This is a genomic window from Streptomyces clavifer (assembly GCF_036345975.1).
Taxonomy (GTDB): domain Bacteria; phylum Actinomycetota; class Actinomycetes; order Streptomycetales; family Streptomycetaceae; genus Streptomyces; species Streptomyces clavifer.
Genome location: NZ_CP107793.1, coordinates 3,707,847 through 3,730,071, shown reverse-complemented (window position 1 = coordinate 3,730,071; position 22,225 = coordinate 3,707,847). Strand labels below are relative to the sequence as shown.

Annotated in this window: 18 protein-coding genes; 9 read left to right on the top strand and 9 right to left on the bottom strand. The window is 71.7% G+C overall.

All coding sequences use genetic code 11. The annotated features are described in order from the left end of the window. Window positions 1-117: 117 nt before the first annotated feature. The 7 genes from pdhA (OG927_RS16030) to OG927_RS16000 all read left to right on the top strand — a co-directional run bounded on the left by pdhA (OG927_RS16030) (window position 118) and on the right by OG927_RS16000 (window position 8,742). Window positions 118-1,281, top strand: a complete 1,164-nt coding sequence (gene pdhA, locus OG927_RS16030; RefSeq protein ID WP_056793206.1) for a pyruvate dehydrogenase (acetyl-transferring) E1 component subunit alpha — start codon at window positions 118-120, stop codon at window positions 1,279-1,281. Then, on the top strand, window positions 1,278-2,309 hold the full coding sequence (locus tag OG927_RS16025) for an alpha-ketoacid dehydrogenase subunit beta (protein WP_330320356.1): 1,032 nt from the start codon (window positions 1,278-1,280) through the stop codon (window positions 2,307-2,309). Before pdhA (OG927_RS16030) ends, OG927_RS16025 begins: the two co-directional genes overlap by 4 nt. Further along, window positions 2,309-3,682 (top strand): dihydrolipoamide acetyltransferase family protein, encoded by a 1,374-nt coding sequence (locus tag OG927_RS16020; RefSeq protein ID WP_330320355.1) that lies wholly within the window; start codon window positions 2,309-2,311, stop codon window positions 3,680-3,682. The genes OG927_RS16025 and OG927_RS16020 overlap by 1 nt, the downstream gene beginning before the upstream one ends. A 262-nt stretch (window positions 3,683-3,944) precedes the next feature. After that, on the top strand, window positions 3,945-4,820 hold the full coding sequence (locus OG927_RS16015; RefSeq protein WP_056793209.1) for an NTP transferase domain-containing protein: 876 nt from the start codon (window positions 3,945-3,947) through the stop codon (window positions 4,818-4,820). 149 nt (window positions 4,821-4,969) lie between these two features. Then, window positions 4,970-6,595: a molybdopterin molybdotransferase MoeA gene (locus OG927_RS16010; protein WP_330320354.1), complete on the top strand. Its 1,626-nt coding sequence runs from the start codon at window positions 4,970-4,972 to the stop codon at window positions 6,593-6,595. Further along, window positions 6,553-7,719, top strand: a complete 1,167-nt coding sequence (locus OG927_RS16005; protein ID WP_056793210.1) for a potassium channel family protein — start codon at window positions 6,553-6,555, stop codon at window positions 7,717-7,719. Before OG927_RS16010 ends, OG927_RS16005 begins: the two co-directional genes overlap by 43 nt. Before the next feature lie 36 nt (window positions 7,720-7,755). Further along, on the top strand, window positions 7,756-8,742 hold the full coding sequence (locus tag OG927_RS16000) for an NAD(P)H-quinone oxidoreductase (protein WP_056793211.1): 987 nt from the start codon (window positions 7,756-7,758) through the stop codon (window positions 8,740-8,742). Window positions 8,743-8,934: 192 nt separating this feature from the next. On the opposite strand, the gene OG927_RS15995 is transcribed toward OG927_RS16000, so the two are convergent. The 6 genes from OG927_RS15995 to OG927_RS15970 all read right to left on the bottom strand — a co-directional run bounded on the left by OG927_RS15995 (window position 8,935) and on the right by OG927_RS15970 (window position 16,296). After that, entirely contained in the window at window positions 8,935-9,483 is a 549-nt protein-coding gene (locus OG927_RS15995) for a bacterial proteasome activator family protein (RefSeq protein WP_056793212.1), read from the bottom strand. 102 nt (window positions 9,484-9,585) lie between these two features. Continuing rightward, entirely contained in the window at window positions 9,586-12,435 is a 2,850-nt protein-coding gene (locus tag OG927_RS15990; RefSeq protein WP_330320353.1) for an FtsX-like permease family protein, read from the bottom strand. Further along, the gene (locus tag OG927_RS15985) at window positions 12,432-13,190 is read right to left on the bottom strand and encodes an ABC transporter ATP-binding protein (protein ID WP_056793214.1); all 759 of its coding nucleotides are present in this window, start codon (window positions 13,188-13,190) and stop codon (window positions 12,432-12,434) included. The genes OG927_RS15990 and OG927_RS15985 overlap by 4 nt, the downstream gene beginning before the upstream one ends. Before the next feature lie 105 nt (window positions 13,191-13,295). Beyond that, complete coding sequence (locus OG927_RS15980; protein WP_330320352.1) at window positions 13,296-13,916, bottom strand: PadR family transcriptional regulator; 621 nt, start codon at window positions 13,914-13,916, stop codon at window positions 13,296-13,298. Between the two features lie 48 nt (window positions 13,917-13,964). Further along, entirely contained in the window at window positions 13,965-14,261 is a 297-nt protein-coding gene (locus tag OG927_RS15975) for a hypothetical protein (protein ID WP_056793581.1), read from the bottom strand. Window positions 14,262-14,646: 385 nt separating this feature from the next. Continuing rightward, on the bottom strand, window positions 14,647-16,296 hold the full coding sequence (locus tag OG927_RS15970; protein WP_124281890.1) for a protein kinase domain-containing protein: 1,650 nt from the start codon (window positions 16,294-16,296) through the stop codon (window positions 14,647-14,649). Window positions 16,297-16,587: 291 nt separating this feature from the next. On the opposite strand from OG927_RS15970, the gene OG927_RS15965 reads away from it, so the two are divergent. Further along, window positions 16,588-18,198, top strand: coding sequence for a protein kinase domain-containing protein (locus OG927_RS15965; protein ID WP_056793217.1), 1,611 nt, complete (start codon window positions 16,588-16,590; stop codon window positions 18,196-18,198). Window positions 18,199-18,211: 13 nt separating this feature from the next. Here OG927_RS15965 and OG927_RS15960 read toward each other — a convergent pair whose 3' ends face one another. The 3 genes from OG927_RS15960 to OG927_RS15950 form a co-directional block, all read right to left on the bottom strand. Then, entirely contained in the window at window positions 18,212-19,267 is a 1,056-nt protein-coding gene (locus OG927_RS15960; RefSeq protein ID WP_056793218.1) for a phosphotransferase, read from the bottom strand. Between the two features lie 25 nt (window positions 19,268-19,292). Further along, window positions 19,293-19,721: a pyridoxamine 5'-phosphate oxidase family protein gene (locus OG927_RS15955; protein WP_330320351.1), complete on the bottom strand. Its 429-nt coding sequence runs from the start codon at window positions 19,719-19,721 to the stop codon at window positions 19,293-19,295. 348 nt (window positions 19,722-20,069) lie between these two features. Continuing rightward, entirely contained in the window at window positions 20,070-20,729 is a 660-nt protein-coding gene (locus OG927_RS15950; protein WP_056793583.1) for a response regulator, read from the bottom strand. A gap of 346 nt (window positions 20,730-21,075) precedes the next feature. On the opposite strand from OG927_RS15950, the gene pdhA (OG927_RS15945) reads away from it, so the two are divergent. Next, window positions 21,076-22,224 carry a pyruvate dehydrogenase (acetyl-transferring) E1 component subunit alpha gene (pdhA, locus tag OG927_RS15945; protein WP_056793219.1) on the top strand — a complete coding sequence of 383 codons (1,149 nt, stop codon included), beginning with the start codon at window positions 21,076-21,078 and terminating at the stop codon, window positions 22,222-22,224. The last annotated feature ends 1 nt before the right edge of the window (window position 22,225 follow it).

The window sequence follows — 22,225 nt, the reverse complement described above, 5'->3', positions numbered from 1 at the left end:
GCCGGCGACCGAACAATCGGTAGGTGAGGCACACCACACCGGTGCCGAGCCCAAGCGTCGACATTCCTGCAGATTTCGACACCCCTCGATATATCTCGATGCCAGGAGGTGCTTGTCATGACGGTCCAAGAGCTGCCCGGCGCAGCCGCCTACCGGCCCACGCCGCCCCCGGCCTGGAAGCCGCTCACCGACCCCGCGCCGCTGCTCCCGGACCCCGAGCCGTACCGCGTGCTCGGTACGGAGGCGGCGGCCGGAGCGGATCCCGAGCTCCTGCTGCGGCTCTACGCCGAGCTGGTGCGGGGCCGCCGCTACAACGCCCAGGCCACCGCCCTGACCAAGCAGGGCCGGCTCGCGGTGTATCCGTCGAGCACCGGCCAGGAGGCCTGCGAGATCGCGGCGGCCCTCGTGCTGGAGGAGCGGGACTGGCTCTTTCCCAGCTACCGCGACACCCTCGCCGCGGTGGCGCGCGGCTTGGACCCCGTAGAGGCGCTGACCTTGCTCCGAGGGGACCGCCACACCGGGTACGACCCGCGTGAGCACCGCATCGCCCCGCTCTGTACCCCGCTGGCCACACAGCTGCCGCACGCCGTCGGCCTGGCGCACGCGGCACGGCTCAAGGGCGACGACGTGGTGGCACTCGCCATGGTCGGCGACGGCGGCACGAGCGAGGGCGACTTCCACGAGGCACTGAACTTCGCGGCCGTCTGGCGGGCCCCCGTGGTCTTCCTCGTGCAGAACAACGGCTTCGCGATCTCCGTCCCCCTGGCCAAGCAGACCGCTGCGCCGTCGCTCGCGCACAAGGCGGTGGGGTACGGGATGCCGGGCCGGCTGGTCGACGGCAACGACGCGGCCGCGGTGCACGAGGTGCTCGCCGACGCGATGGCGCGTGCCAGACGTGGCGAGGGGCCGACGCTGGTCGAGGCGGTGACCTACCGCATGGACGCCCATACGAACGCGGACGACGCCACCAGGTACCGGGTGGACAGCGAGGTGGAGGCGTGGCGTGCGCACGATCCGATCCTGCTGCTGGAGCGGGAGCTGACCGGGCGGGGGCTGCTGGACGAGGACGGCGTCCGCACCGTGCGGGAGGCTGCGGAGCGTATGGCGGCGGGCCTGCGCGAGCAGATGAACGCCGATCCGGTGCTCGACCCGATGGATCTCTTCTCCCATGTCTACGAGGAACAGACCGGGCAGCTGCGTGAGCAGGCCGCCCGGCTGCGGGTCGAGCTGGACGCCGAGCACGACCGGCACGACGAGAGCGGCGCGGAGGACGTGCGATGACGACCGTTGCGGCGGCGGCCGGGGAGCGGACCGGCAGGGCCAAGCCGGCCACCATGGCGCAGGCCCTCGGGCGCGCGCTGCGCGACTCGATGGCCGAGGACCCGACGGTCCATGTCCTCGGCGAGGACGTCGGCACGCTCGGCGGGGTCTTCCGTGTCACCGATGGACTGGCGAAGGAGTTCGGCGACGACCGCTGCACGGACACGCCGCTGGCCGAGGCGGGAATCCTCGGCGCGGCGGTCGGCATGGCGATGTACGGGCTGCGGCCCGTCGTGGAGATGCAGTTCGACGCGTTCGCCTATCCGGCGTTCGAACAGCTGATCAGTCATGTGGCCAAGATGCGCAACCGGACCCGGGGGGCGATGCCGCTGCCGATCACGGTGCGGGTGCCCTACGGCGGAGGTATCGGCGGCGTCGAGCACCACAGTGACTCCTCGGAGGCCTACTACATGGCGACGCCGGGTCTGCATGTCGTCATGCCGGCCACGGTCGACGACGCGTACGGGCTGCTGAGGGCGTCCATCGCCTCCGACGATCCGGTGGTCTTCCTCGAGCCCAAGCGGCTCTACTGGTCCAAGGCCGCCTGGTCCCCCGACGCGCCTGCTGCGGTCGAGCCCATCGGACGGGCCGTGGTCCGCCGCTCCGGGCGCAGCGCGACCCTCATCACCTACGGGCCTTCCCTGCCGGTGTGTCTGGAGGCCGCGGAGGCTGCCACGGCCGAGGGCTGGGACCTGGAGGTCGTCGACCTGCGTTCGCTCGTTCCCTTCGACGACGAGACCGTTGCCGCGTCCGTGCGGCGCACAGGCCGGGCCGTGGTCGTCCACGAGTCCTCCGGTTTCGGCGGTCCGGGCGGCGAGATCGCGGCCCGGATCACCGAGCAGTGCTTCCACCACCTGGAGGCGCCGGTGCTGCGCGTGGCCGGGTTCGACATTCCGTATCCGCCGCCGATGCAGGAGCGGCACCACCTGCCGGGCGTGGACCGGGTGCTCGACGCGGTGGCCCGTCTTCAGTGGGAGGCCGAGGGCTGATGGCGCAGGTACTCGAATTCAAGCTGCCGGACCTCGGGGAAGGGCTGACCGAGGCCGAGATCGTGCGCTGGCTGGTGGAGGTCGGCGACGTGGTCGCCATCGACCAGCCGGTCGTCGAGGTCGAGACGGCCAAGGCGATGGTGGAGGTGCCGTGCCCGTACGGGGGCGTGGTGACGGCGAGGTTCGGCGAGGAGGGAGCGGAGCTCCCGGTGGGGGCTCCGCTGCTGACCGTGGCGGTCGGGACGGCGCCGGAGGCGGGGCAGCCGGCCACCGGTGTGCCTTCCGGTTCCGACTCCGGCTCCGGCGCCGCCGAGGAGACCGAGTCGTCCGGCAACGTGCTGGTCGGCTACGGCACGGGCGCACCCGCTGCGCGCCGCCGCAGAGTCAGGCCCGCCCCGGTCACGGCTGCGGTTCCGGTGGTGGTGCCGGCTCCGGTTCCTTCCCCGGCGTCGGTTCCGGTCGCCGGTGCTCATGAGGCGAGGGGGCCCGTGGCGGTCGTCTCCCCCCTGGTGCGGAAGCTGGCGCGGCAGCACGGGCTCGACCTTCACCGCGTCGTGGGTTCCGGACGCGACGGGCTGATTCTGCGCACCGATGTCGAGTCGGCGATCAGGACGGCGGACGAGGAACTCTCCGCTCCTGCGGCCCCGGTGGCCCGGACGGCTTCGGTTCTCGCCGGTGAGCGCGTTCCGCTGCGTGGGGTCCGGGGAGCGGTCGCCGACAAGCTGGCGCGGAGCCGGCGCGAGATTCCCGACGCCACGTGCTGGGTCGACGCCGATGCCACCGAGCTGATGGCGGCGAGGGCCGCGATGAACGGAGCCGGTGCTTCCGAGGTGACGCCCAAGGTGTCGGTGCTCGCTCTGCTGGCTCGCGTCTGCACGGCGGCTCTGGCCCGGTTCCCCGAGCTCAACTCCACCGTGGACGCGGAGGCCAGGGAGATCGTGCGGCTTCCGGAGGTGCACCTCGGGTTCGCCGCCCAGACGGAGCGAGGTCTGGTCGTTCCGGTCGTACGGGACGCGCACTCCCGGAACGCGGAGTCGATCGGTGCGGAGATCGCCCGGCTGACCGAGGCGGCCCGGACGGGCAAGCTGACCCCGGCACAGCTGACCGGCGGGACCTTCACGCTGAACAACTACGGCGTGTTCGGCGTCGACGGTTCGACCCCGATCATCAACCACCCGGAGGCGGCGATGCTCGGGGTCGGCCGGATCGTGCCCAAGCCCTGGGTCCACCAGGGGGAGCTGGCGGTGCGCCAGGTCGTCCAGCTCTCGCTCACCTTCGACCACAGGGTCTGCGACGGCGGCACGGCGGGAGGCTTCCTGCGGTACGTGGCCGACTGCGTGGAACAGCCGGCCGTGCTTCTGCGCACGCTGTAGCCGCCCCTGCGCGTAGAGGCGGTGCATGGACACGGTGCGCGGACGCGGTGCGGACATGGGCGACGGCGTGGTGCGGTGGGGAGCCGTGTGGCGCGTGGGCAGTGCATGGATGTCCGGCCGGTCCGTCGGCCGGACCGGGCATCCACGGCAGCCCCTCGCTCCCCACGGGTCTCTTCATCCGCCGGGTCCTTCACCCCGGGGCCGTCTGTGAGTTCCTTACCCGGCGGAATCAGCGGGGGCGGGTGGCACGCATACTCGGGGCATGACCGCGTATGACGCCATCGTTCTCGCCGGAGGGGCCGCGAAGCGGCTCGGGGGAGCCGACAAGCCAGGACTCCGGGTGGGTGGACGGTCGCTTCTCGACCGGGTGCTCGCCGTCTGCGCCGACGCCGGGACCACCGTGGTGGTGGGCGGTCGCCGCCCCACGATGCGCCCGGTCCTCTGGACCCGCGAAGCGCCCGAAGGAGGCGGCCCGTTGGCCGCGCTCGGGGCCGGGGTACGGCACACGACCGCGGAGAGCGTTCTCGTGCTCTCCGCGGATCTGCCGTTCCTGGGACAGGCGACGGTTCGCTCGCTGCTGACTGCCGCCGGGACAGGAGCCCACGAGGGCGCGTTGTGCAGGGATCCGGACGGGCGGGACCAGCCGCTGGTCGCGGTCTACCGCGGCGAGCCGCTGCGGCGGGAGCTCGCTCTCCTCGCCACCGAACACGGCAGTCTCGCCGGTCTGCCGCTGCGGCTGCTGACGGCCGAACTGGACCTGGCCCCGGTCGCGGCGGACCCCCTCGCCTCGTTCGACTGCGACACCTGGGAAGACATTGCTGCCGCCAGGGCGCGGATCAGGGAGCATGGGACCGTGCTGGACGAATGGATCACCGCAGTCAAGAACGAACTGGGCATCGAACTCGACGTCGACACCGATGTCCTGCTCGACCTCGCCCGCGACGCCGCGCACGGCGTGGCCCGCCCCGCCGCGCCGCTGACCACGTTCCTGGTCGGGTACGCGGCGGCCATGGCGAGCAGCGGCAAGAGCCCGGAAGCCGCGGCCGAAGCGGTGGCGGAGGCCGCCCGCAAGGCCACCGCGCTCGCCCTCCGGTGGGAGGAGGAGACGGAGACCGACAGGGGACCCGGCACACCATGACGGCTTCCGGAGGTCGGACCGGCGGGCCCGTGTCCGCGGGCGGACCGGCCCCCCGACCGGATGCCTCGGGCCCCGGCCCGGGCCCGGCCGGCCGGGGCTCGACCGCGACGGCCGCGGAGATCGGAGCGGCCGAGGGACCGCGGGCGCCCATGGAGCCCCGCACAGCCGAGGCGGAACGCTCTGCCGAGGCGGAGCGGGCAGCTGAGGAAGAGCGGACAGCCGAGGAGCTCAGGGCGGCCGAGGAGCTCAGGGCGGCCGACGTGGAGCGGGCGGTCGAGCAGGCCCTCGCTCTCGTGGGGCGCCAGGCACAGGCCGCGCACCTCCCTCCGGACCGATCCGACGAAACCGGTGGTTCCGCGCGCCCGGACGGACCCGCTCGACCGAACGGACCCGCTCGGGCCGCCGGTTCCGCCCGAACCGGTGGACCTGCCCGGCCCGCCCGGCCCGCGCCGCCTGCGGCGCCGGGTGAGACATCCGGCGCCAACGGTGCTCGCTCGGGCGCTCCCGTTCCTCCGGGCCGGCCGTCGGCGGCCCCGCTCACGTCCACGCCGGCCCACCGTGCCCGCGCCACGCCCTGGAGCGAGGCACGCGCCCTGGCCGAGCGCCTAGGTCGTGCAGCCCCCCGCGCCGCCCACCGGCTCCCCCTGGACCGGTCGCTCGGGCATGTGCTGGCCGAGGCGGTGGTGGCGCTCACCGATCTGCCGTCCTTCGACACCTCCGCCATGGACGGCTGGGTCGTAGCCGGTCCGGGCCCTTGGAACGTACGGGAAGGCGAAGGACTCCTCGCCGGACGCGGCACTGCGGAACCACTCCCCGACGGCGAGGCCGTGCGCATCGCCACCGGGGCCCGCATTCCGGTGGACGCCACCGCCGTCATTCGGAGCGAGCACGCACGCACCGACGTGGCCAAGGGCATGCTCCACGGCACCCGAGAAGTAGTCCCCGGACAGGACATCCGCCCCCGCGGCCAGGAATGCCGTTCCGGCGATCTGCTCCTGCCCGTCGGGACTCTGGTGACCCCACCCGTTCTCGGACTGGCCGCCGCCGCTGGGTACGACGCCCTCGTCGCCGTACCCCGGCCCCGGGTGGACGTCCTCGTTCTCGGCGACGAACTCCTCACGGGCGGACTTCCGCACGACGGGCTCATCCGGGACGCCCTGGGGCCCATGCTGGGGCCCTGGCTCCGGTCGTTGGGGGCCGAGGTCACCGGCACCCGGCGCCTGGGCGACGACGCTGACGCGCTCCGGGAGGCCCTCACGACCTCCGACGCCGATCTGATCCTCACCACGGGCGGGACCGCAGCCGGCCCCGTCGACCATGTCCATCCGGTCCTGGCCGGGACAGGGGCCGAGCTGCTGGTCGACGGAGTGGCCGTACGCCCCGGTCATCCCATGCTCCTGGCCAGAATCGCCGACGGCGGCCCGTACCTGGTGGGGCTGCCAGGCAATCCCCTCGCCGCCGTGTCCGGACTGCTCACGCTGGCCGAGCCCCTGCTCCGTGGGATCGCCGGGCGGCTCCCTCAGGACGCGTACCGTGCGTCCGTGCGCGAAGCGGTGCAGGGACATCCGCACGACACCCGGCTCGTCCCCGTCGTCCACCACACGGACAGCGTGGTCGCCCTGCACTACAACGGCCCTGCCATGCTGCGGGGGATCGCCGCCGCGGACGGGCTGGCCGTCGTGCCGCCGGGCTGGGTACGGTCCGGCACCGAGGTGGAGATCCTCGATCTACCGTGGGCCTCGGCGACGCCGTGGACGGAAGGGTGTTTCACGTGAAACTTCCCGGCCACGACGCGATGGCCAGGCGGGCGGACGAGCACGTCGTCCCCACCCGGGTGCTCCTGCCCCGACGGGTCGTCGACAGGCCGCTGCGCCAGGTGGCCAAGCGCCTGGCGATGGCTATGACCGTGCTCGCTGCCACGGTGTTCATCGTCTGGGCGGACCGCAGCGGTTACCACGACAACGCCGACGGCAAGGTCGACTTCCTCGACGCCGTCTACTACGCGACGGTGACACTGTCGACGACCGGGTACGGCGACATCGTCCCGTACAGCGACCCGGCCCGGCTGGTCAACGTGGTGCTGGTGACGCCGTTGCGCGTGCTCTTCCTGATCATCCTGGTCGGCACCACCCTCGAGGTCCTGACGGAGCGGACCCGGGAGGATTTCCGGCTGAACCGTTGGAGAAGCAACTTGCGTGAACACACCGTTGTCGTCGGCTTCGGCACGAAGGGCCGTTCGGCGATTCAGACGCTCTGTGCGACTGGTCTGAAGAAGGACCAGATCGTCATCGTCGACCCTGCGGGCAAGGTGATCGAAGCGGCCAATGCCGAGGGGTTCGTCGGTGTGCTGGGCGATGCCACGCGCAGCGACGTGCTGCTGAGGGCCGAGGTTCAGAAGGCGCGGCAGATCATCATCGCGACCCAACGCGACGACACCGCCGTACTGGTGGCACTGACCGCGCGTCAGCTCAACCGGGGCGCGAAGATCGTCGCTGCTGTGCGCGAGGAGGAGAACGCGCCCTTGCTGCGCCAGTCCGGTGCCGATGCCGTGATCACCAGCGCGAGCGCCGCGGGTCGTCTGCTGGGCCTCTCCGTCCTCAGCCCGAGCGCGGGCACGGTGATGGAGGACCTCATCCAGCAGGGCAGCGGTCTCGATCTCGTCGAACGGCCGGTGATAAAGGCCGAGGTGGGCAAGAGCGTCCGGGAGACCGATGACCTGGTGGTCAGCGTGCTGCGGGGTCACCGGCTGATGGGTTACGACGATCCGGCGGCCAGCCCGCTGCAGTTGACGGACCGGGTGATCACGATCGTGCGCGCCTCGCCGAGCCATGTAACCCAGTCGGGCCATCTGCCGCAGCCCAACCAGCGGTCCTGGAAGGACGGCGGCTCGCAGGCCTGACGGCTGTCGGGGGTCGCACGGAGTAGCCTCGCGGCCATGTATGCGATCACGATCCCCGAACCCGGTGGCCCCGAGGCACTCGTGTGGGCCGAAGTCCCCGATCCCGTACCGGGCGAGGGCGAGGTCCTCGTCGAGGTCGTGTCCAGCGCGGTCAACCGGGCCGACGTCCTGCAGCGGCAGGGCTTCTACAACCCGCCGCCCGGCGCCTCGCCCTACCCGGGCCTGGAGTGTGCCGGCCGTGTCGCGGCCCTTGGCCCGGGAGTGGCCGGCTGGTCGGTGGGCGACGAGGTGTGCGGGCTGCTGGCGGGCGGCGGATACGCGGAGAAGGTCGTCGTGCCGGCCGGTCAACTGCTGCCCGTCCCCGACGGTGTGGATCTCGCGGTGGCCGCCGCGCTGCCCGAGGTGACTGCGACGGTCTGGTCCAACGTGTTCATGGTGGCCCATCTGCGTCCTGGCGAGACCCTGCTGGTGCACGGCGGGTCCAGCGGCATCGGCACGATGGCGATCCAGCTCGCGAAGGCCGTCGGTGCGCGCGTCGCGGTGACTGCCGGCGGCCCGGAGAAGTTGGCACGTTGTCAGGAGCTCGGCGCCGACGTCCTCATCGACTACCGCGAGCAGGACTTCGTGGAGGAACTGCGCAAGGCCACGGACGGTGCGGGGGCGGACGTCATCCTCGACATCGTCGGGGCGAAGTATCTGGACCGGAACGTCCGGGCCCTGGCCGTGAACGGCCGGCTCGCGATCATCGGCCTCCAGGGCGGCGTCAAGGGCGAGTTGAATCTGGGAGCCCTGCTGAGCAAGCGGGCCGCGGTGACGGCCACGTCCCTGCGCGGACGCCCGCTCGCGGAGAAGACCGCGATCGTCGCCGCAGTACGGGAACACGTCTGGCCGCTGATCGGCGAGGGCGTCGTCCGGCCGGTCGTGGACCGCACGGTACCGATGCCCGACGCGGCGGAGGCCCACCGGGTGCTGGAGTCCAGCGCGCACATCGGCAAGGTGCTCCTGCTCGCCCCGACGGCCTGACACCGCAGCGCCGGCCTCGACGGCCCGGACGGGCACACGGGCGGACTCGCCCACGAAGCCACGAAGCCACGGCATTCGCGCAGGGGCGCGCGTACGCGCAGGGGCCCGACACACGTCATGTGTGCCGGGCCCCTGCGCATACCGCTGTCGGTTCAGGAAAAGGGCGCGGACGAAGGGCTGAACAGACGGTGGTTACAGGTACGGACCGGACCGTGCCGGGCCGTGCGGGTCCGTAGCGCCTTCCTCGTCCTCGTGACCCACGCCCGGAGGAAGGGCGCGGCGCATCTGCTCCAGCTGTGCGCGGGCCGCCATCTGCTGGGCGAAGAGAGCCGTCTGGATGCCGTGGAACAGGCCCTCCAGCCAGCCGACCAGCTGAGCCTGCGCAATCCTCAGCTCGGCCTCGGAAGGCACGGACTCCTCGGTGAACGGCAGCGAGAGCCGTTCCAGCTCCTCCACCAGCTCCGGGGCCAAGCCGTCCTCGAGCTCCTTCACGGAGCTCGCGTGGATCTCCTTGAGCCGGACCCGGCTCGCCTCGTCGAGAGGAGCGGCCCTGACCTCCTCCAGAAGCTGCTTGATCATGCTGCCGATGCGCATGACCTTCGCGGGCTGTTCGACCATCTCCGTCACCGGGACCTCGCGCAACTCGTCGTCACTGCCACCGCCGCCGATAGCCATTCCGTCCTGCCCCACCACGAGGACCTGGGGGTGCTCCTGCGACCGGTCATTCCTCGGCATCTCCATGCCGCCATTGTCGCGTACACCTGCCGCACATCAGGTTGGTGCCCCCGTGAAGGGATGATCCACCCTTTCCGCGGGCACCGGAAAGGCCTCGACGGCGGGCTGTCACACCGCGCGGCGGGTGAGTGTCAGCCGCTTCCCGGCGAACAGGGCGGCGAGCAGCCCGGCCAGCACCGGCACGGCCAGGGCCAGCAGCCCGATGGTCTCCCACGGCATCACGATCGGTGTGTACGCGGAGTCCATGGGCTGCGCGCGCATGGACTTCATCGCCTCACGCAGGTCGATCAGACGCAGTGACACCGCGGGCACGATGCCCGCCACCGTGCCGAGCAGCACGCCCGTGAGCGCGACCACCAGGCACTGGAAGCCGGAGAGGGTACGCCGGACGCGCGGTGGCGCGCCCACCGCGCTGAGCGTGGTGAGGTCGGCCTCCGCGTCGGCCTTGGCGAGACCGGTCGTGATGGTGGCGGCGCCCAGGGTCACCACTCCCGCGAACAGGGCGAGGATGAGCAGGACCACGTCCTCGTCGCGGGAGCTCTGCCCGTACTCCGACTGAAGGTAGGCGCCACTCCCGAACTGGGCGAACGCCACCGACACCGCTTGCTGCTCGGCGTCCGTCGGCGGGTGGGCGGCGGAGTAGAAACTGCCGTGGTCCCTGGTGTGCAGCCCGATCCGGTCCGCGGTCCTCTGCGGCAGGATCATGCGGATTCCGGGGGTGGCGGCGTACTGGGCGGGCGCGACGTACACGTCCAGCCGGTCCGTGGTCGTCCTGGCCCTGCCCGGGTGCAGCTTCCGGTTCTCCTTGTCGGCTTCGTTGTACGTGTGCACGGCCTTGAGGGTGACCCGGCCGTCCTGCGCGTACGCCGGGTTGAGCAGTACGGGCGTGCCGTCCGCCAGGGCCCTGGCCGCTGCGGGGTCGTCGAGCTTCGCGTACGAGGTCAGCACGGCGGCGTCACCCACAACGATCTTGGCTGTGCCCGAATCGAACGCAGACCCCTGGACGTACTCGTCGACGCAGGCCGGTGTGCCCATGAGCCTCTTGTGCGCGTCGGCGGAGAGCCCTTCGGCGAGTTTCCGGGCTCCCGCGCCCTGCAGCGGGCAGCTGTGGTCCTTGCCGGTCGGTTTGACCAGCTCGACAGTGCCGCAACCGTCCTCCTCGTAGTAGACGGAGCAGTCGGAGCCGGCCCAGACGCGTCCGAAGTCGGCACGGTCGCCGATGCCGGCCAGATTCTGTTCGACGGCCCTACGGGCGAGGAGGAACTGATCGTCCTCCGCCTCCGGGGTTACCACGAGTGCCACTGTGCCGGGCGTGAGCGTGGGGATGTAGTCGTACGCGTGCTCGGCCGTCACGCCGGCCGTGTACGTGGCGATGGCCACGGTGCCCGCGACCGCGGCCATCACGGCGGCTACGGCGGGCGCCGTGCGCCCCCGGTTGCGGGCGGCGTCCCGCAGTGCCATCCGGGGGGACAGCGGCAGCCGGGAGCCGAGCCGGCCGATGAATCCGACGATCACCGGGATGCAGGCGAGCACTCCGAGCTCGGCGACGATCGAGCCGCCCACGACCAGCTGCGTGTCCCCCGCGGTGCCGCCGACGACGGCGAGCGCCGTGCCGCCGACCAGGGCCACACAGCCCACGACGGGCAGGACACGGGAGCTCCTGCGCGTCCCGCGGCGCCCGGTGAGCGACTCCAGCACGGACTGGCGGCCCGCCACGATCGCGGGGGCCAGCGCCGCCAGAATCCCGGTGGCGAGGCCGATCAGGGCGATGGCCAGCAGCTCCCCGGGGCGGATGTCGAGCGTGCCGAAGCGGCTTCCGCTCCAGTCCTCGATCAGCGGACGGAACAGGAACGTCAGCCCGAGACCGGCGGCCACGCCGGCCACGGCGCCTATTCCGCCGAGTACCGCACCACCGGCCAGCACCACCGCCCGCACCTGGCCCCGGTCACCACCGCAGGTGCCGAGGAGACCGAGCTGTCTGCGTGAGCGACGCGCACCGACCGCGAACGCGGGGCCTGCCAGCAGGACGATCTCCAGGACTGCCATGGCGACGACGGTCACGACGGCAGCGCTCAGCTCCACCGACCCGTCGGGGAAGCCGTTCCCGGCGCGTGCGGCCAGCGGCACCTCGGAGTCCGGCGGCGGGTCGAGGGCGACCTCGCGGGACAGCACCAGGACCCCCTTCTCGTTGGCCGCGAGTACGTCCGCCCAGGTGACCCCTGCCCCGGCCCGGACCAGCCACTTCGTGTCTCCGGGGTTGGGCGGGACGATCGTGTCGTCACGGGCGGACGCCGCTTTCCACGGTGCGACGACCGCCCCCGGATCGGCGTACAGCGCGTTGGCGGCGAGGTCGCTGTGCAGCTCGACGCTGCCGACGATCGTGTACGTCTGCTCGGGACCGCGCAGCGTGGTGCGGGATCCGATGGCCAGTCCGGCCGACTCCAGGAAGTGCTCGGTCGCGACGACCTCGTCCTTGCCCTCCGGGTATGCCCCGTCGACCAGGTCGAGCTTGCCGCGGACCACCGGGTCGGAGGTCCGCAGCTCGACGATCTCGATGTTGGCGATGCCGTGCCGCGTGGTGACCGTGGCGGGCACGGGCTGCTCCGTGACGTACCGCGAGCCCTCCGGGAAGGCACTCGGTACGTCGACAGGCCCCGCGGTACTGCTGTCCACCTCCGGCGCGCCGGGCGGAGTCCCCCAGGTCCGGAGATCGGGCAGCTGCTCGAGGGGAACGGGCCCGAGGCCCGCCGAGCTGAACAAGGCGTCCGCCGACCCCAAGCCGGCCGTCAGCGTCTTGGCGAGGGTCGGTTCGGAGCTGCGGTAGGTGACGTCGGCGGCCGTGACGCCGAGGACGGGCAGGGCGATCATCGCGACGACGAGCGCGCTGCGGCCCTTGGACCGCAGCGCGTCGCGCCGGGCGATCCGGAAGGCGGCCCGCCACCCCGGGAGGACGCTCATCGGGCACCTTCCGCGGGCAGCAGGGATTCGGCACCGGAGGACAGCGTCTGGTCGACGATCGTCCCGTCCCGGAGGAACACGACCCGGTCGGCCCAGGCCGCGTAGCGCGGCTCGTGCGTCACCATCACGCCGGCCGCTCCCTGGTCGCAGCGCATGCGCAGGAGGGCGAGGACGGACTCCCCGGTCTCGGAGTCGAGCGCCCCGGTGGGCTCGTCGGCGAGCACGAGGCGCCGGTCGCCGACGAGGGCGCGGGCGATGGCGACGCGCTGCTGCTGGCCGCCGGACATCTCGTCCGGGAAGCGGTCCGCGATCTCCGCGAGACGCATCTCCTCCAACGCGGCCACCGCTTCCTTGCGCGCCTTGCGCACGGAGACTCCGTCGAGCTCGCGAGGCAGGGCGATGTTCTCGGCGGCGGTGAGGGCGGGGATCAGGTTGTAGTCCTGGAAGACGTAGCCGACGCTGCGGCGGCGCAGGGCGGCCATGCCTCTGGGACCGAGTGCGGAGATGTCCTGGCCCTCGATGACGACCTGGCCACTGGTCGCGGTGTCGAGACCCCCGGCGAGGGTCAGCAGGGTGGACTTGCCGGAACCGGAAGGGCCCATCACGGCGACGAGCTCCCCGGCGCGCACGGAGAGGTCGATGCCGCGCAGGGCATGCACCTCGGCGATGCCGGAGCCGTGGGTACGCGTCAGTGCCCTCAGCTCGAGGACGGGCGCGGGCGGGCCGGCGGACGGGGACGGGACGGATGAGGACATGACGGGTTGCTCCCCCTGGGACAGCGTGCGAGAGGCGGGCGCGACCGGATGGGCTGTGCCCCTGCGGTCAGCGGTTCGTGGTGTGCGGTGTGCGGTCCGCGGTGGTCAGCTCCGGGCCCGGAGCTGGGAGGCCGCCGTACGGGCGCCGGTGCGGGCCGCGGGCGCGGAGGAGGGGGCGGGCTCGGTGGCGGCCGCTTCGGCGAGGCGCACGAGGCGGGACTCGCAGTGGTCCAGCCACCGCGCCTCCGCCTCCGCCTGGAAGATCAGCTGCTCCACCACGAGGAGCCAGGCGACCTCGTCGCGGTCGGAGGGGACGTCGGCGAGTGCCTGGGCCTTCAGCCGTGTGTAGTCCTGCATCGCCTTCAGCGTGTGGCTGCGCTGGGACTGGATGACGGCCCGGATGTCGACGCCGGGCGCCCCCACCGCCATCGCGAGCTTGATGGCCAGCTCGTCCCGCGGCGGACTGCTGCGGTCCACGGGGGTCTCGAACCAGCTGCGCAGCTCGGTGCGGCCGTCCTCGGTGATCGAGTAGAGCGAGTGGCCCGCGTCGTCCTCGCCGTCCTGCGCGACCATGCCGTCGCGTTCCAGACGGCTGAGGGTCGTGTAGACCTGGCCGACGTTCAGCGGCCAGGTGGATCCCGTGCGGGACTCGAACTCGGTGCGGAGCCGGGAGCCGTACCGAGGCCCCCGCTCCAGGAGGGCCAGCAGCCCGTGGCGGATCGACATACTGAGTATGTATACCGAGTATGTCGCTGACCGCAAGTGCCTTGGCGGTCAGTCCGCGCGGCGCATGCGCAACGCCAGGAACCCCAACCCCAGGCCGACCAGGGCGATCCCGCTGCCGAGGGACACCTGCGGGACCTGCCGTGCGGCGGGCTCGTCCAGCGCCCGTCGCTCACGGGTGGTCCGGCCGTCGGGGAGCGCGTCGGGCGGCGGGGTGAACGCGGACGCCTCGCCGGGGTCGTTACCGGGCGGCACCTCGTCGGCCGGGGCCTCGGATGCGGCGAGCTCAGCCGTGGACAGCGAGCGTCCGGGTCGTGCGCGGCCCTCCCCGGCCGGTCTTCCGGCCATGGACGGCTCCGTCGTGGAGGGCGAGGGGGATCCGGTGGGACGGTCCGACGACGGGCCCGGTGCGGAGCGGGCCGCGGCGGGCCGCCCGTCCCCGTACGCCCCGGCTGCCGGTCCGAGTGCCACGCCGACGGCCATCACCAGACAGGCCACGCATCGGGACGACCGTGAGACCAGGAGTCCTGGGGGCATGAGATCAGCGTCACACGCCCCGATGCCTCCGGCATCCTGGACGCCGCCGGACTGGTACCCGGTACCCGGCCGCGCCCCCCTGGGCGCGACCCCGGACCGTGTCATACGCGAACCGGGCAGCCGCTCACAGGTTCACGCGCGAACGGGCTCGGCCACCGGCACGGCAGCCCGGGAACCGGTCCGCCCGCGCACGAGGTCAGACCGGGTCGCCGGTGGAGACCTTCAGCTCGAAATGGGCACCGCGCTCCGACACGGCCGTACCGGGCGAGGGGAACTGCCCGACGACCTGGCCCTCGGCGTACGTGTTGCCCGGCTCCTCGATCTCCTTGACGGTCCAGCCCGCGGCGAGAGCACACTCCTTGGCCGAGAAGATGTCCTTGTAGACGAACCTCGGGGCCGCCACCTTCTGCGGGTCGTCCGTGTCCTCCATCGCGTCCGTGCAGTCCTCGGTGTCCATCGTCCGGTTCCGCTCCGGGGGCTTGTGCTCGCCCGCCGCGACCGATTCGCCGGTGCTCGGATCGTCGTTCTTGCCGGGGTCCGATCCGTCGTCCATGGACAGGAAGCCGATCAGACCGCCGATCGCCACCAGGGCCACGACGATCGAACCGACGATGACCGGGAGATTCCGCTTGGAGCCGCCGCCGCTGCCGCCCGTGGTCGCGGTCGAGTGGGAGGACATCGTGTAGGGCGGCGCGGTCTGGTGCGCGAGGGGTGCCTGCGTGCCGTACGGCTGGGCCGTCTGCGGGTAGCCGTAACCCGGCGTGGGTGCGGGGGTCGGCGGGGCGTAGGGGCCCGGCTGGTGCTGCTGGTGGGTCCCCGGATACGGCTGGTACGGCGTGTGCACGCCCTGGGGCGCCGGGGTGGTCTGGTCGACGGGAGGGAAGACCGCCGAGCCGACGCCCGAGCCGCTGTTCGCCGGAGCGCTGCCGCTGATGATCGCCGGAGCGCCCGCGTGGCTGCCCGCGCTGAGCACGCGCGCGATCTCGTCCTGCATCGCGGCGGCACTGGGGAAGCGCTCGTTCGGGTTCTTCTTGAGCGCGCGGGCGACGAGCGCGTCCATCGCCGGAGTGAGGGAACGGTTGATGCTGGACGGCGCGACCGGCTCCTCCTGCACATGCGCGTACGCGATGGCGAGCGGCGAGTCCGCGTCGAACGGGATGCGTCCCGTGAGCAGTTGGAAGAGCATGATGCCGACCGAGTAGAGGTCGGACCGCGCGTCCACTCCGCGGCCCAGCGCCTGCTCGGGGGAGAGGTACTGGGGGGTGCCGACGACCATGCCGGTCTGGGTCATCGAGGTGACGCCCGACTGCATGGCGCGGGCGATGCCGAAGTCCATGACCTTCACGACGCCGCGCTTGGTCATCATCACGTTGCCGGGCTTGATGTCGCGGTGGACCAGGCCCATCTCGTGACTGGTCTCCAGGGCGGCGAGCACGTCGGCCGTCACCTTGAGCGCCTTGTCCGCCGGCATCGCGCCGTGGTTCCGGATGTCGGCCTGGAGCACGGAGCCGAGCGGCTGCCCCTCGACGTACTCCATGACGATGTACGGCATGAGCGCGCCGCCGAGCTCGTCCTCGCCCGTGTCGAACACCGAGACGATGTTGGTGTGCTGCAGTTTGGCGACGGCCTGCGCCTCGCGCCGGAACCGCTCGCGGAAGGACTGCTCGCGCCCCAGCTCGGTGTGCAGCGTCTTGATGGCGACCTGGCGGTCGAGTGCGGAGTCGTACGCGAGATAGACGGAGGCCATCCCGCCCTCGCCGAGCAGGTCGCGCAGCTGGTAGCGGCCACCGGCCACGGAACCGCCCGCGTAGCGCCCCTGTGCGCCGTGTGCGCCGTCCTGGCTCATGACTTGCTCCCCCTCGGCGCCCACGCCGCGATGATCCCTATTACGGGCCAAGTCTGCCCGAGGGGTCCGACACGTCAAGCCAGGTGCCCGTTCCGTGACCCTACGCACAAGAAGCGTCTCGGAAGCGTTACAGGAACCGCATGGAATTTGCGTGTGCGGCACGCCAGCCGATTGGATGACCCGTCCCGCTCGGAACAGGTGTGTCCGGCAGAGGCTGTAGCGTGACGTGGCAATGCAGCAAGGCACCGTGAGAACCCGCGGACGCGCGGACATAAACGACGGCGAGGACTGATGGCACCCGAATCCGAAGCAAACGGCGGCGGAGTTTCGGATGGCACCGACTCCTGGGGTGTCGACGGTGTGGTCGGAGACGGCCGTTACCGCATGACACACCGGCTCGGCCGCGGCGGAATGGCCGAGGTCTTCGCCGCGGAGGACGTCCGTCTGGGACGCACGGTGGCAGTGAAACTGCTCCGTTCCGATCTCGCCGAGGACCCGGTCTCCAAGGCGCGCTTCACGCGTGAGGCGCAGTCGGTCGCCGGGCTCAACCACCACGCGATCGTCGCCGTGTACGACTCGGGCGAGGACGTCGTGGGCGGCGCGACCGTGCCGTACATCGTGATGGAGCTGGTCGAGGGCCGGACCATCCGCGAACTGCTGATCAGCGCCGAGGCACCGCCTCCCGAGCAGGCGCTGATCATCGTCTCGGGTGTGCTGGAAGCGCTCGCCTACTCGCACCAGCACGGCATCGTGCACCGCGACATCAAGCCGGCGAACGTGATCATCACGCACTCCGGTGCGGTCAAGGTGATGGACTTCGGCATCGCCCGTGCGCTGCACGGCGCCCAGTCGACGATGACCCAGACCGGCATGGTCATGGGCACCCCCCAGTACCTCTCCCCCGAGCAGGCCCTCGGCAAGGCGGTCGACCACCGCTCCGACCTGTACGCCACCGGCTGCCTGCTCTACGAACTGCTGGCCCTGCGGCCCCCGTTCACCGGCGAGACCCCGCTCTCCGTCGTGTACCAGCACGTCCAGGACATCCCGCTCCCGCCGTCCGAGGTCGCCGGGAGCGTGCCGCCGGAGCTGGACGGCATGGTCATGCGCTCGCTCGCGAAGGACCCGGACGACCGGTTCCAGAGCGCCGAGGAGATGCGCGGCCTCGTCCAGTACAGCCTGCAGATGCTGCAGGTCCAGGGCGGGCACACGGGTACGTGGAACACCGGCCCGGTCGTGATGAACGACAGCGGCCACACGGCCGCGATGAACATCGGCGGCGGTACGGCTGCCATGGGTCACCCGATGCACGGGGACACCTCGCAGGGCCCGATCCTGCCGCCGATGAACCCCGACGACGGCGCCTACGCCGGTGGCCACCGCAACGGCGGCGGGCGCGGGAAGATGTGGCTGTTCGTCCTGCTCGCCCTCATCGCGATCGGTGCCGGCGTCGCGTTCGCCGTGCAGGCGGCGAACGACGGCGGGAGCAAGAAGGAGCCGACCGCGCCCTCCAGCTCGCCCTCCCCGTCCGCGACGGAGTCCTCGCCCGAGCCGACGGACGACGAGACGGAGGAGACCGAGGCACCGGAGACCTCCACCGGAGGGCAGACCTGGCCGACCAAGAAGCCGACCTGGACTCCCACGGACACCCCGACCGAACCGTCCGTGGAGCCGTCGGACGTCCCGTCGTCGCCCGACCCGGGCACGAGCGACGGCGGCAGCACCACCACCGACGGGGGCACCGGCGACGACGGTGGCACGGGTGACGACGGTGGCACCGGAGACGACGGTGGCACCGGCGCCGACACGGGAGCGACGACCGAGGGGACCACGGCCGGGACCCCCGCCGGAACCTCGGCCGGCGCTGCCGCGGGGAACACCACCACCGGCACCACCACCCCGTGACCTCGGCGGGCCCTCACCCCGTGAAGGCCTCGCCGACCGCCTCGTACTCGCGCGTCCACCACACCGCCAGGGCCGACACCGCAGGGAACTGCGGGTCGGCCCTGCGGTCGTGCAGGCGGTAGCGCCAGCGCAGTATCCAGAAGTCGTTGAGCCGCTCCCACCACACCCGGTGCACCGCGGCCGCGAGCTCGGCCGCCCCGGCACCGGCCGACCGCCGGTAGGCGCCGGCGTACGCCCGGACCTTCTCCAGCGCGAGTTCCCCGTCCGGCCGGACGAAGAAGATCGCCGCGGCCCGTACGGCCTCCTCGGCGCGGGGCTGCACACCGAGCCGGTCCCAGTCCACGATCGCGACCGGGTCGGCACCCCGGTAGAGCAGGTTCAGCGGGTGGAAGTCGCCGTGCACCCAGCCCCTCGCAGGCTCCCCGGGTGTCGGTGGACGGCGGTGCGCGTGCTGCTCCAGCAGGGCGCGCCGCTCGACGAGCCGGTGCACGGCGAGCTCGTCGAACGCGTCGCGGGGGCCCATGCCCCGCGCGGACGCCAGCAAGTCGTCGATCAGGGCGAACGTATCGGCGGGATCAGGGCTCTGCCCCCGGACGGGAGGCGGCCTGTCCGCCTCCATGACCTGTTCGAGACCGGTGTGCACGGCACCGAGGAGCGCCCCCAGCCGCCGCGACTCGGCGGTCGTGAGCTGGGCGCCGTCGCGGTGGAGGCCGTCCACCCAGGGGTGCAGGGCATAGCGTTTCCCGCCGATCACCGTGACCGTGTCACCCTCCGTGTTCGCGAGGGGTGGGGCGACCGGCACACCCAGGGAGTGCAGCTGCTGGGTCGCGCGGTGCTGCCGGACGATGGTGTCGTGATCGCCACTGGCGTCGTCGAGGTGGTGCTTGTCGAGGTGGTGCTTGAGGAAGTACGAGCCCCGGGCCGTGGAGACCCGGTAGCCGTGGTTGAGCAGGCCCTTGTTGAGGGCCTCGCAGGCGAGGGGTTCACCGGCGCCCGGATAGCGGCGTACTACCTCGCCGACCGGAGGAACTGGCGGAAAGGTCACAGATGAGCGCGGCACTCGCCACATGTTAGGTGACGCTGCGTGGCTGGTTTTACTGACTTGCGTTGAAGCTCAATGTGTGCATGTGAACCACGTGGGGATCGAGTCGGAGATACACCGGATCGAAGGGTTCGCCGTTCACTTCCGACGGGCCGGCGCCGAAGAGTTTCCGCTGGCCGGCGTCGGGGTCCACGATCTCGGCGGGGCCGGTGAACTGCACCGACCAGAGGTCCTCGTCGGCGGACGCGGGGACCGCGGGGGAGTTGAAGTTGTCCGCCCCGTAGGCGATGACGCTGCCGTCGCAGGACTCGTGACAGCCGAGCCCCCGGTGCATCCGCAGGACGACCCGGCCCTCGATCACCAGGTGACGGGCCACCGCCAGGAAGGGCAGGGCCCGCATGCTCGTGGCCAGTCGGCCGTAACGGACGCGGCCGAGGAGTTCGATGGCGCGGAGTTCGTCGGAGGGGCGGGGAAAGGGCATGCGCTCCACTGTCCGGCACCTGTAGGGGCGGGGTAAGAGTCCGCCGCCCCGCATGCGCAGGGACCAAGGTCCCGCCCGTGGCTTTCCGACGGGGCGGGGCGGGCGGCTGTTGGCCGGGGCGGGGTGGGCGGCCGGCCCTTCCGACGCCGGAGCCCGAACCGGGATCCGGGCGGAGTCCGGGCCAGAGCCGAGTCCGAGCCCGAAGCCGAGCCGGAGCCGAGTCCGGGCCGGAGCCGCCCGGGCCGGAGCCGAGCTCGAGTCCGAGCCGGGACCGCGCCATCATGTCCGCAGACGGTCCGGACCAGCGGTCCGCCGCCTCCCGTCCCGGAACTGGCGACGCCGTGTCGCTCAGCGCTTCTCGGCCTGGAGCCGGGCCACGTACGCCGCCGCCTGCGAGCGCCGCTCCATGCCGAGCTTGGCGAGCAGGCTGGAGACGTAGTTCTTGATGGTCTTCTCGGCGAGGTGCAGTCGCTCGCCGATCACCCGGTTCGTCAGGCCCTCGCCGATCAGGTCGAGGATCCTGCGCTCCTGGTCGGTCAGGCCGGCGAGCCGGTCGTCGCCCTTTCCGCCCTTCCCCTCACGCAGCCGTTCCAGCACCCGGGCGGTGGCCACCGGGTCCAGCAGGGATTTTCCGGCCGCCACGTCCCGAACGGCATTCAGCAGTTCGTTGCCGCGGATCGCCTTGAGCACGTATCCGGACGCGCCCGCCATGATGGCGTCGAAGAGGGCCTCGTCATCCGCGTACGAGGTGAGCATCAGGCATTTGATGCTCTCGTCCTTCGAGCGGACCTCGCGGCAGACCTCCACGCCGCTCCCGTCGGGCAGCCGTACGTCGAGAACGGCGACATCCGGCCGTGTCGCCGGGATGCGCACGAGCGCGTCCGCGGCCGTCCCGGCCTCGCCGACGACCACGATGTCCTCCTCGACGGAGAGCAGCTCGTGTACCCCGCGCCGGACGACTTCGTGGTCGTCGACCAGGAATACGGTGATTTTTCCTTCTTCGCGCACCATCGCAGTCTCACACACTCCTTTCCTGTATGCCCTTCCCTGGCGCTGCGACCCGGGATAACGTGCCGTTGTTCCGGCGGCCTGCAAGGCTGTTGCCAGTGCTGTGACCAGCAGGACTGCGAGATTTTTGCGATTTACTTGGAAATCCAAGCAAAATCGCAGGTCACAAGGTGTTTCGCAGTTATGCGATGCACTGGGTAACGTGCCTATGACAGGGCGCTCGCCGGGGCACCTGTCACGCCTGTTCCCGGCCGAGCGGCACCCACCCCGTGCACGGGTCCGGACACAGGCGAGCCGCACTGGTTCCCGGCCATCCCGGGGGCCGGACCGACGGAGGAGCACGCACGTGACCGTGGAGAGCACTGCCGCGCGCAAACCGCGACGCAGCAGCAAGCGGACCAGCGCCGCGAAGACGCCACAGAGTTCCGAGCCCCAGCTGGTCCAGCTGCTGACGCCGGAGGGCGAGCGCGTCGAGCACCCGGACTACGCGATCGACCTGAGCGGCGACGAGCTGCGGGGTCTCTACCGGGACATGGTTCTGACCCGCCGCTTCGACGCCGAGGCCACCGCGCTCCAGCGCCAGGGCGAGCTGGGCCTGTGGGCCTCGCTGCTGGGCCAGGAGGCCGCGCAGATCGGCTCCGGGCGGGCGCTGCGCGACGACGACTACGTCTTCCCGACCTACCGGGAGCACGGAGTGGCCTGGTGCCGGGGAGTGGACCCGACCAATCTGCTCGGGATGTTCCGCGGTGTGAACCACGGCGGCTGGGACCCCACCACGAACAACTTCCACCTGTACACGATCGTCATCGGCTCGCAGACCCTGCACGCCACCGGCTACGCCATGGGCGTCGCCAAGGACGGTGCGGACTCGGCCGTGATCGCGTACTTCGGTGACGGAGCCTCCAGCCAGGGCGACGTCGCGGAGGCCTTCACCTTCTCCGCCGTCTACAACGCGCCCGTCGTGTTCTTCTGCCAGAACAACCAGTGGGCCATCTCCGAGCCGACCGAGAAGCAGATGCGAGTGCCGCTCTACCAGCGCGCACAGGGCTTCGGCTTCCCTGGTGTCCGGGTCGACGGCAACGACGTACTGGCGTGCCTGGCCGTCACCAGGTCGGCGCTGGAGCGTGCCCGCCGGGGCGAGGGGCCGACCCTCGTCGAGGCGTTCACCTACCGCATGGGTGCCCACACCACCTCCGACGACCCGACCAAGTACCGGGCGGACGAGGAGCGTGCGGCATGGGAGGCGAAGGACCCGATCCTGCGGCTGCGTGCGTACCTGGAGAAGCAGGGCCTCGCCGACGCGGCGTTCTTCACCGCGCTGGAGGAGGAGAGCGAGACCCTCGGCAAGCGGGTCCGCGAAGTGGTGCGGGCCATGCCCGACCCGGACCGGCTGGCGATCTTCGACCACGCCTACGCCGACGGCAGCCCGCTCGTCGACGAGGAGCGCGCCCAGTTCGCCGCCTACCAGGCATCGTTCGCCGAGGAGGGCAACTAGC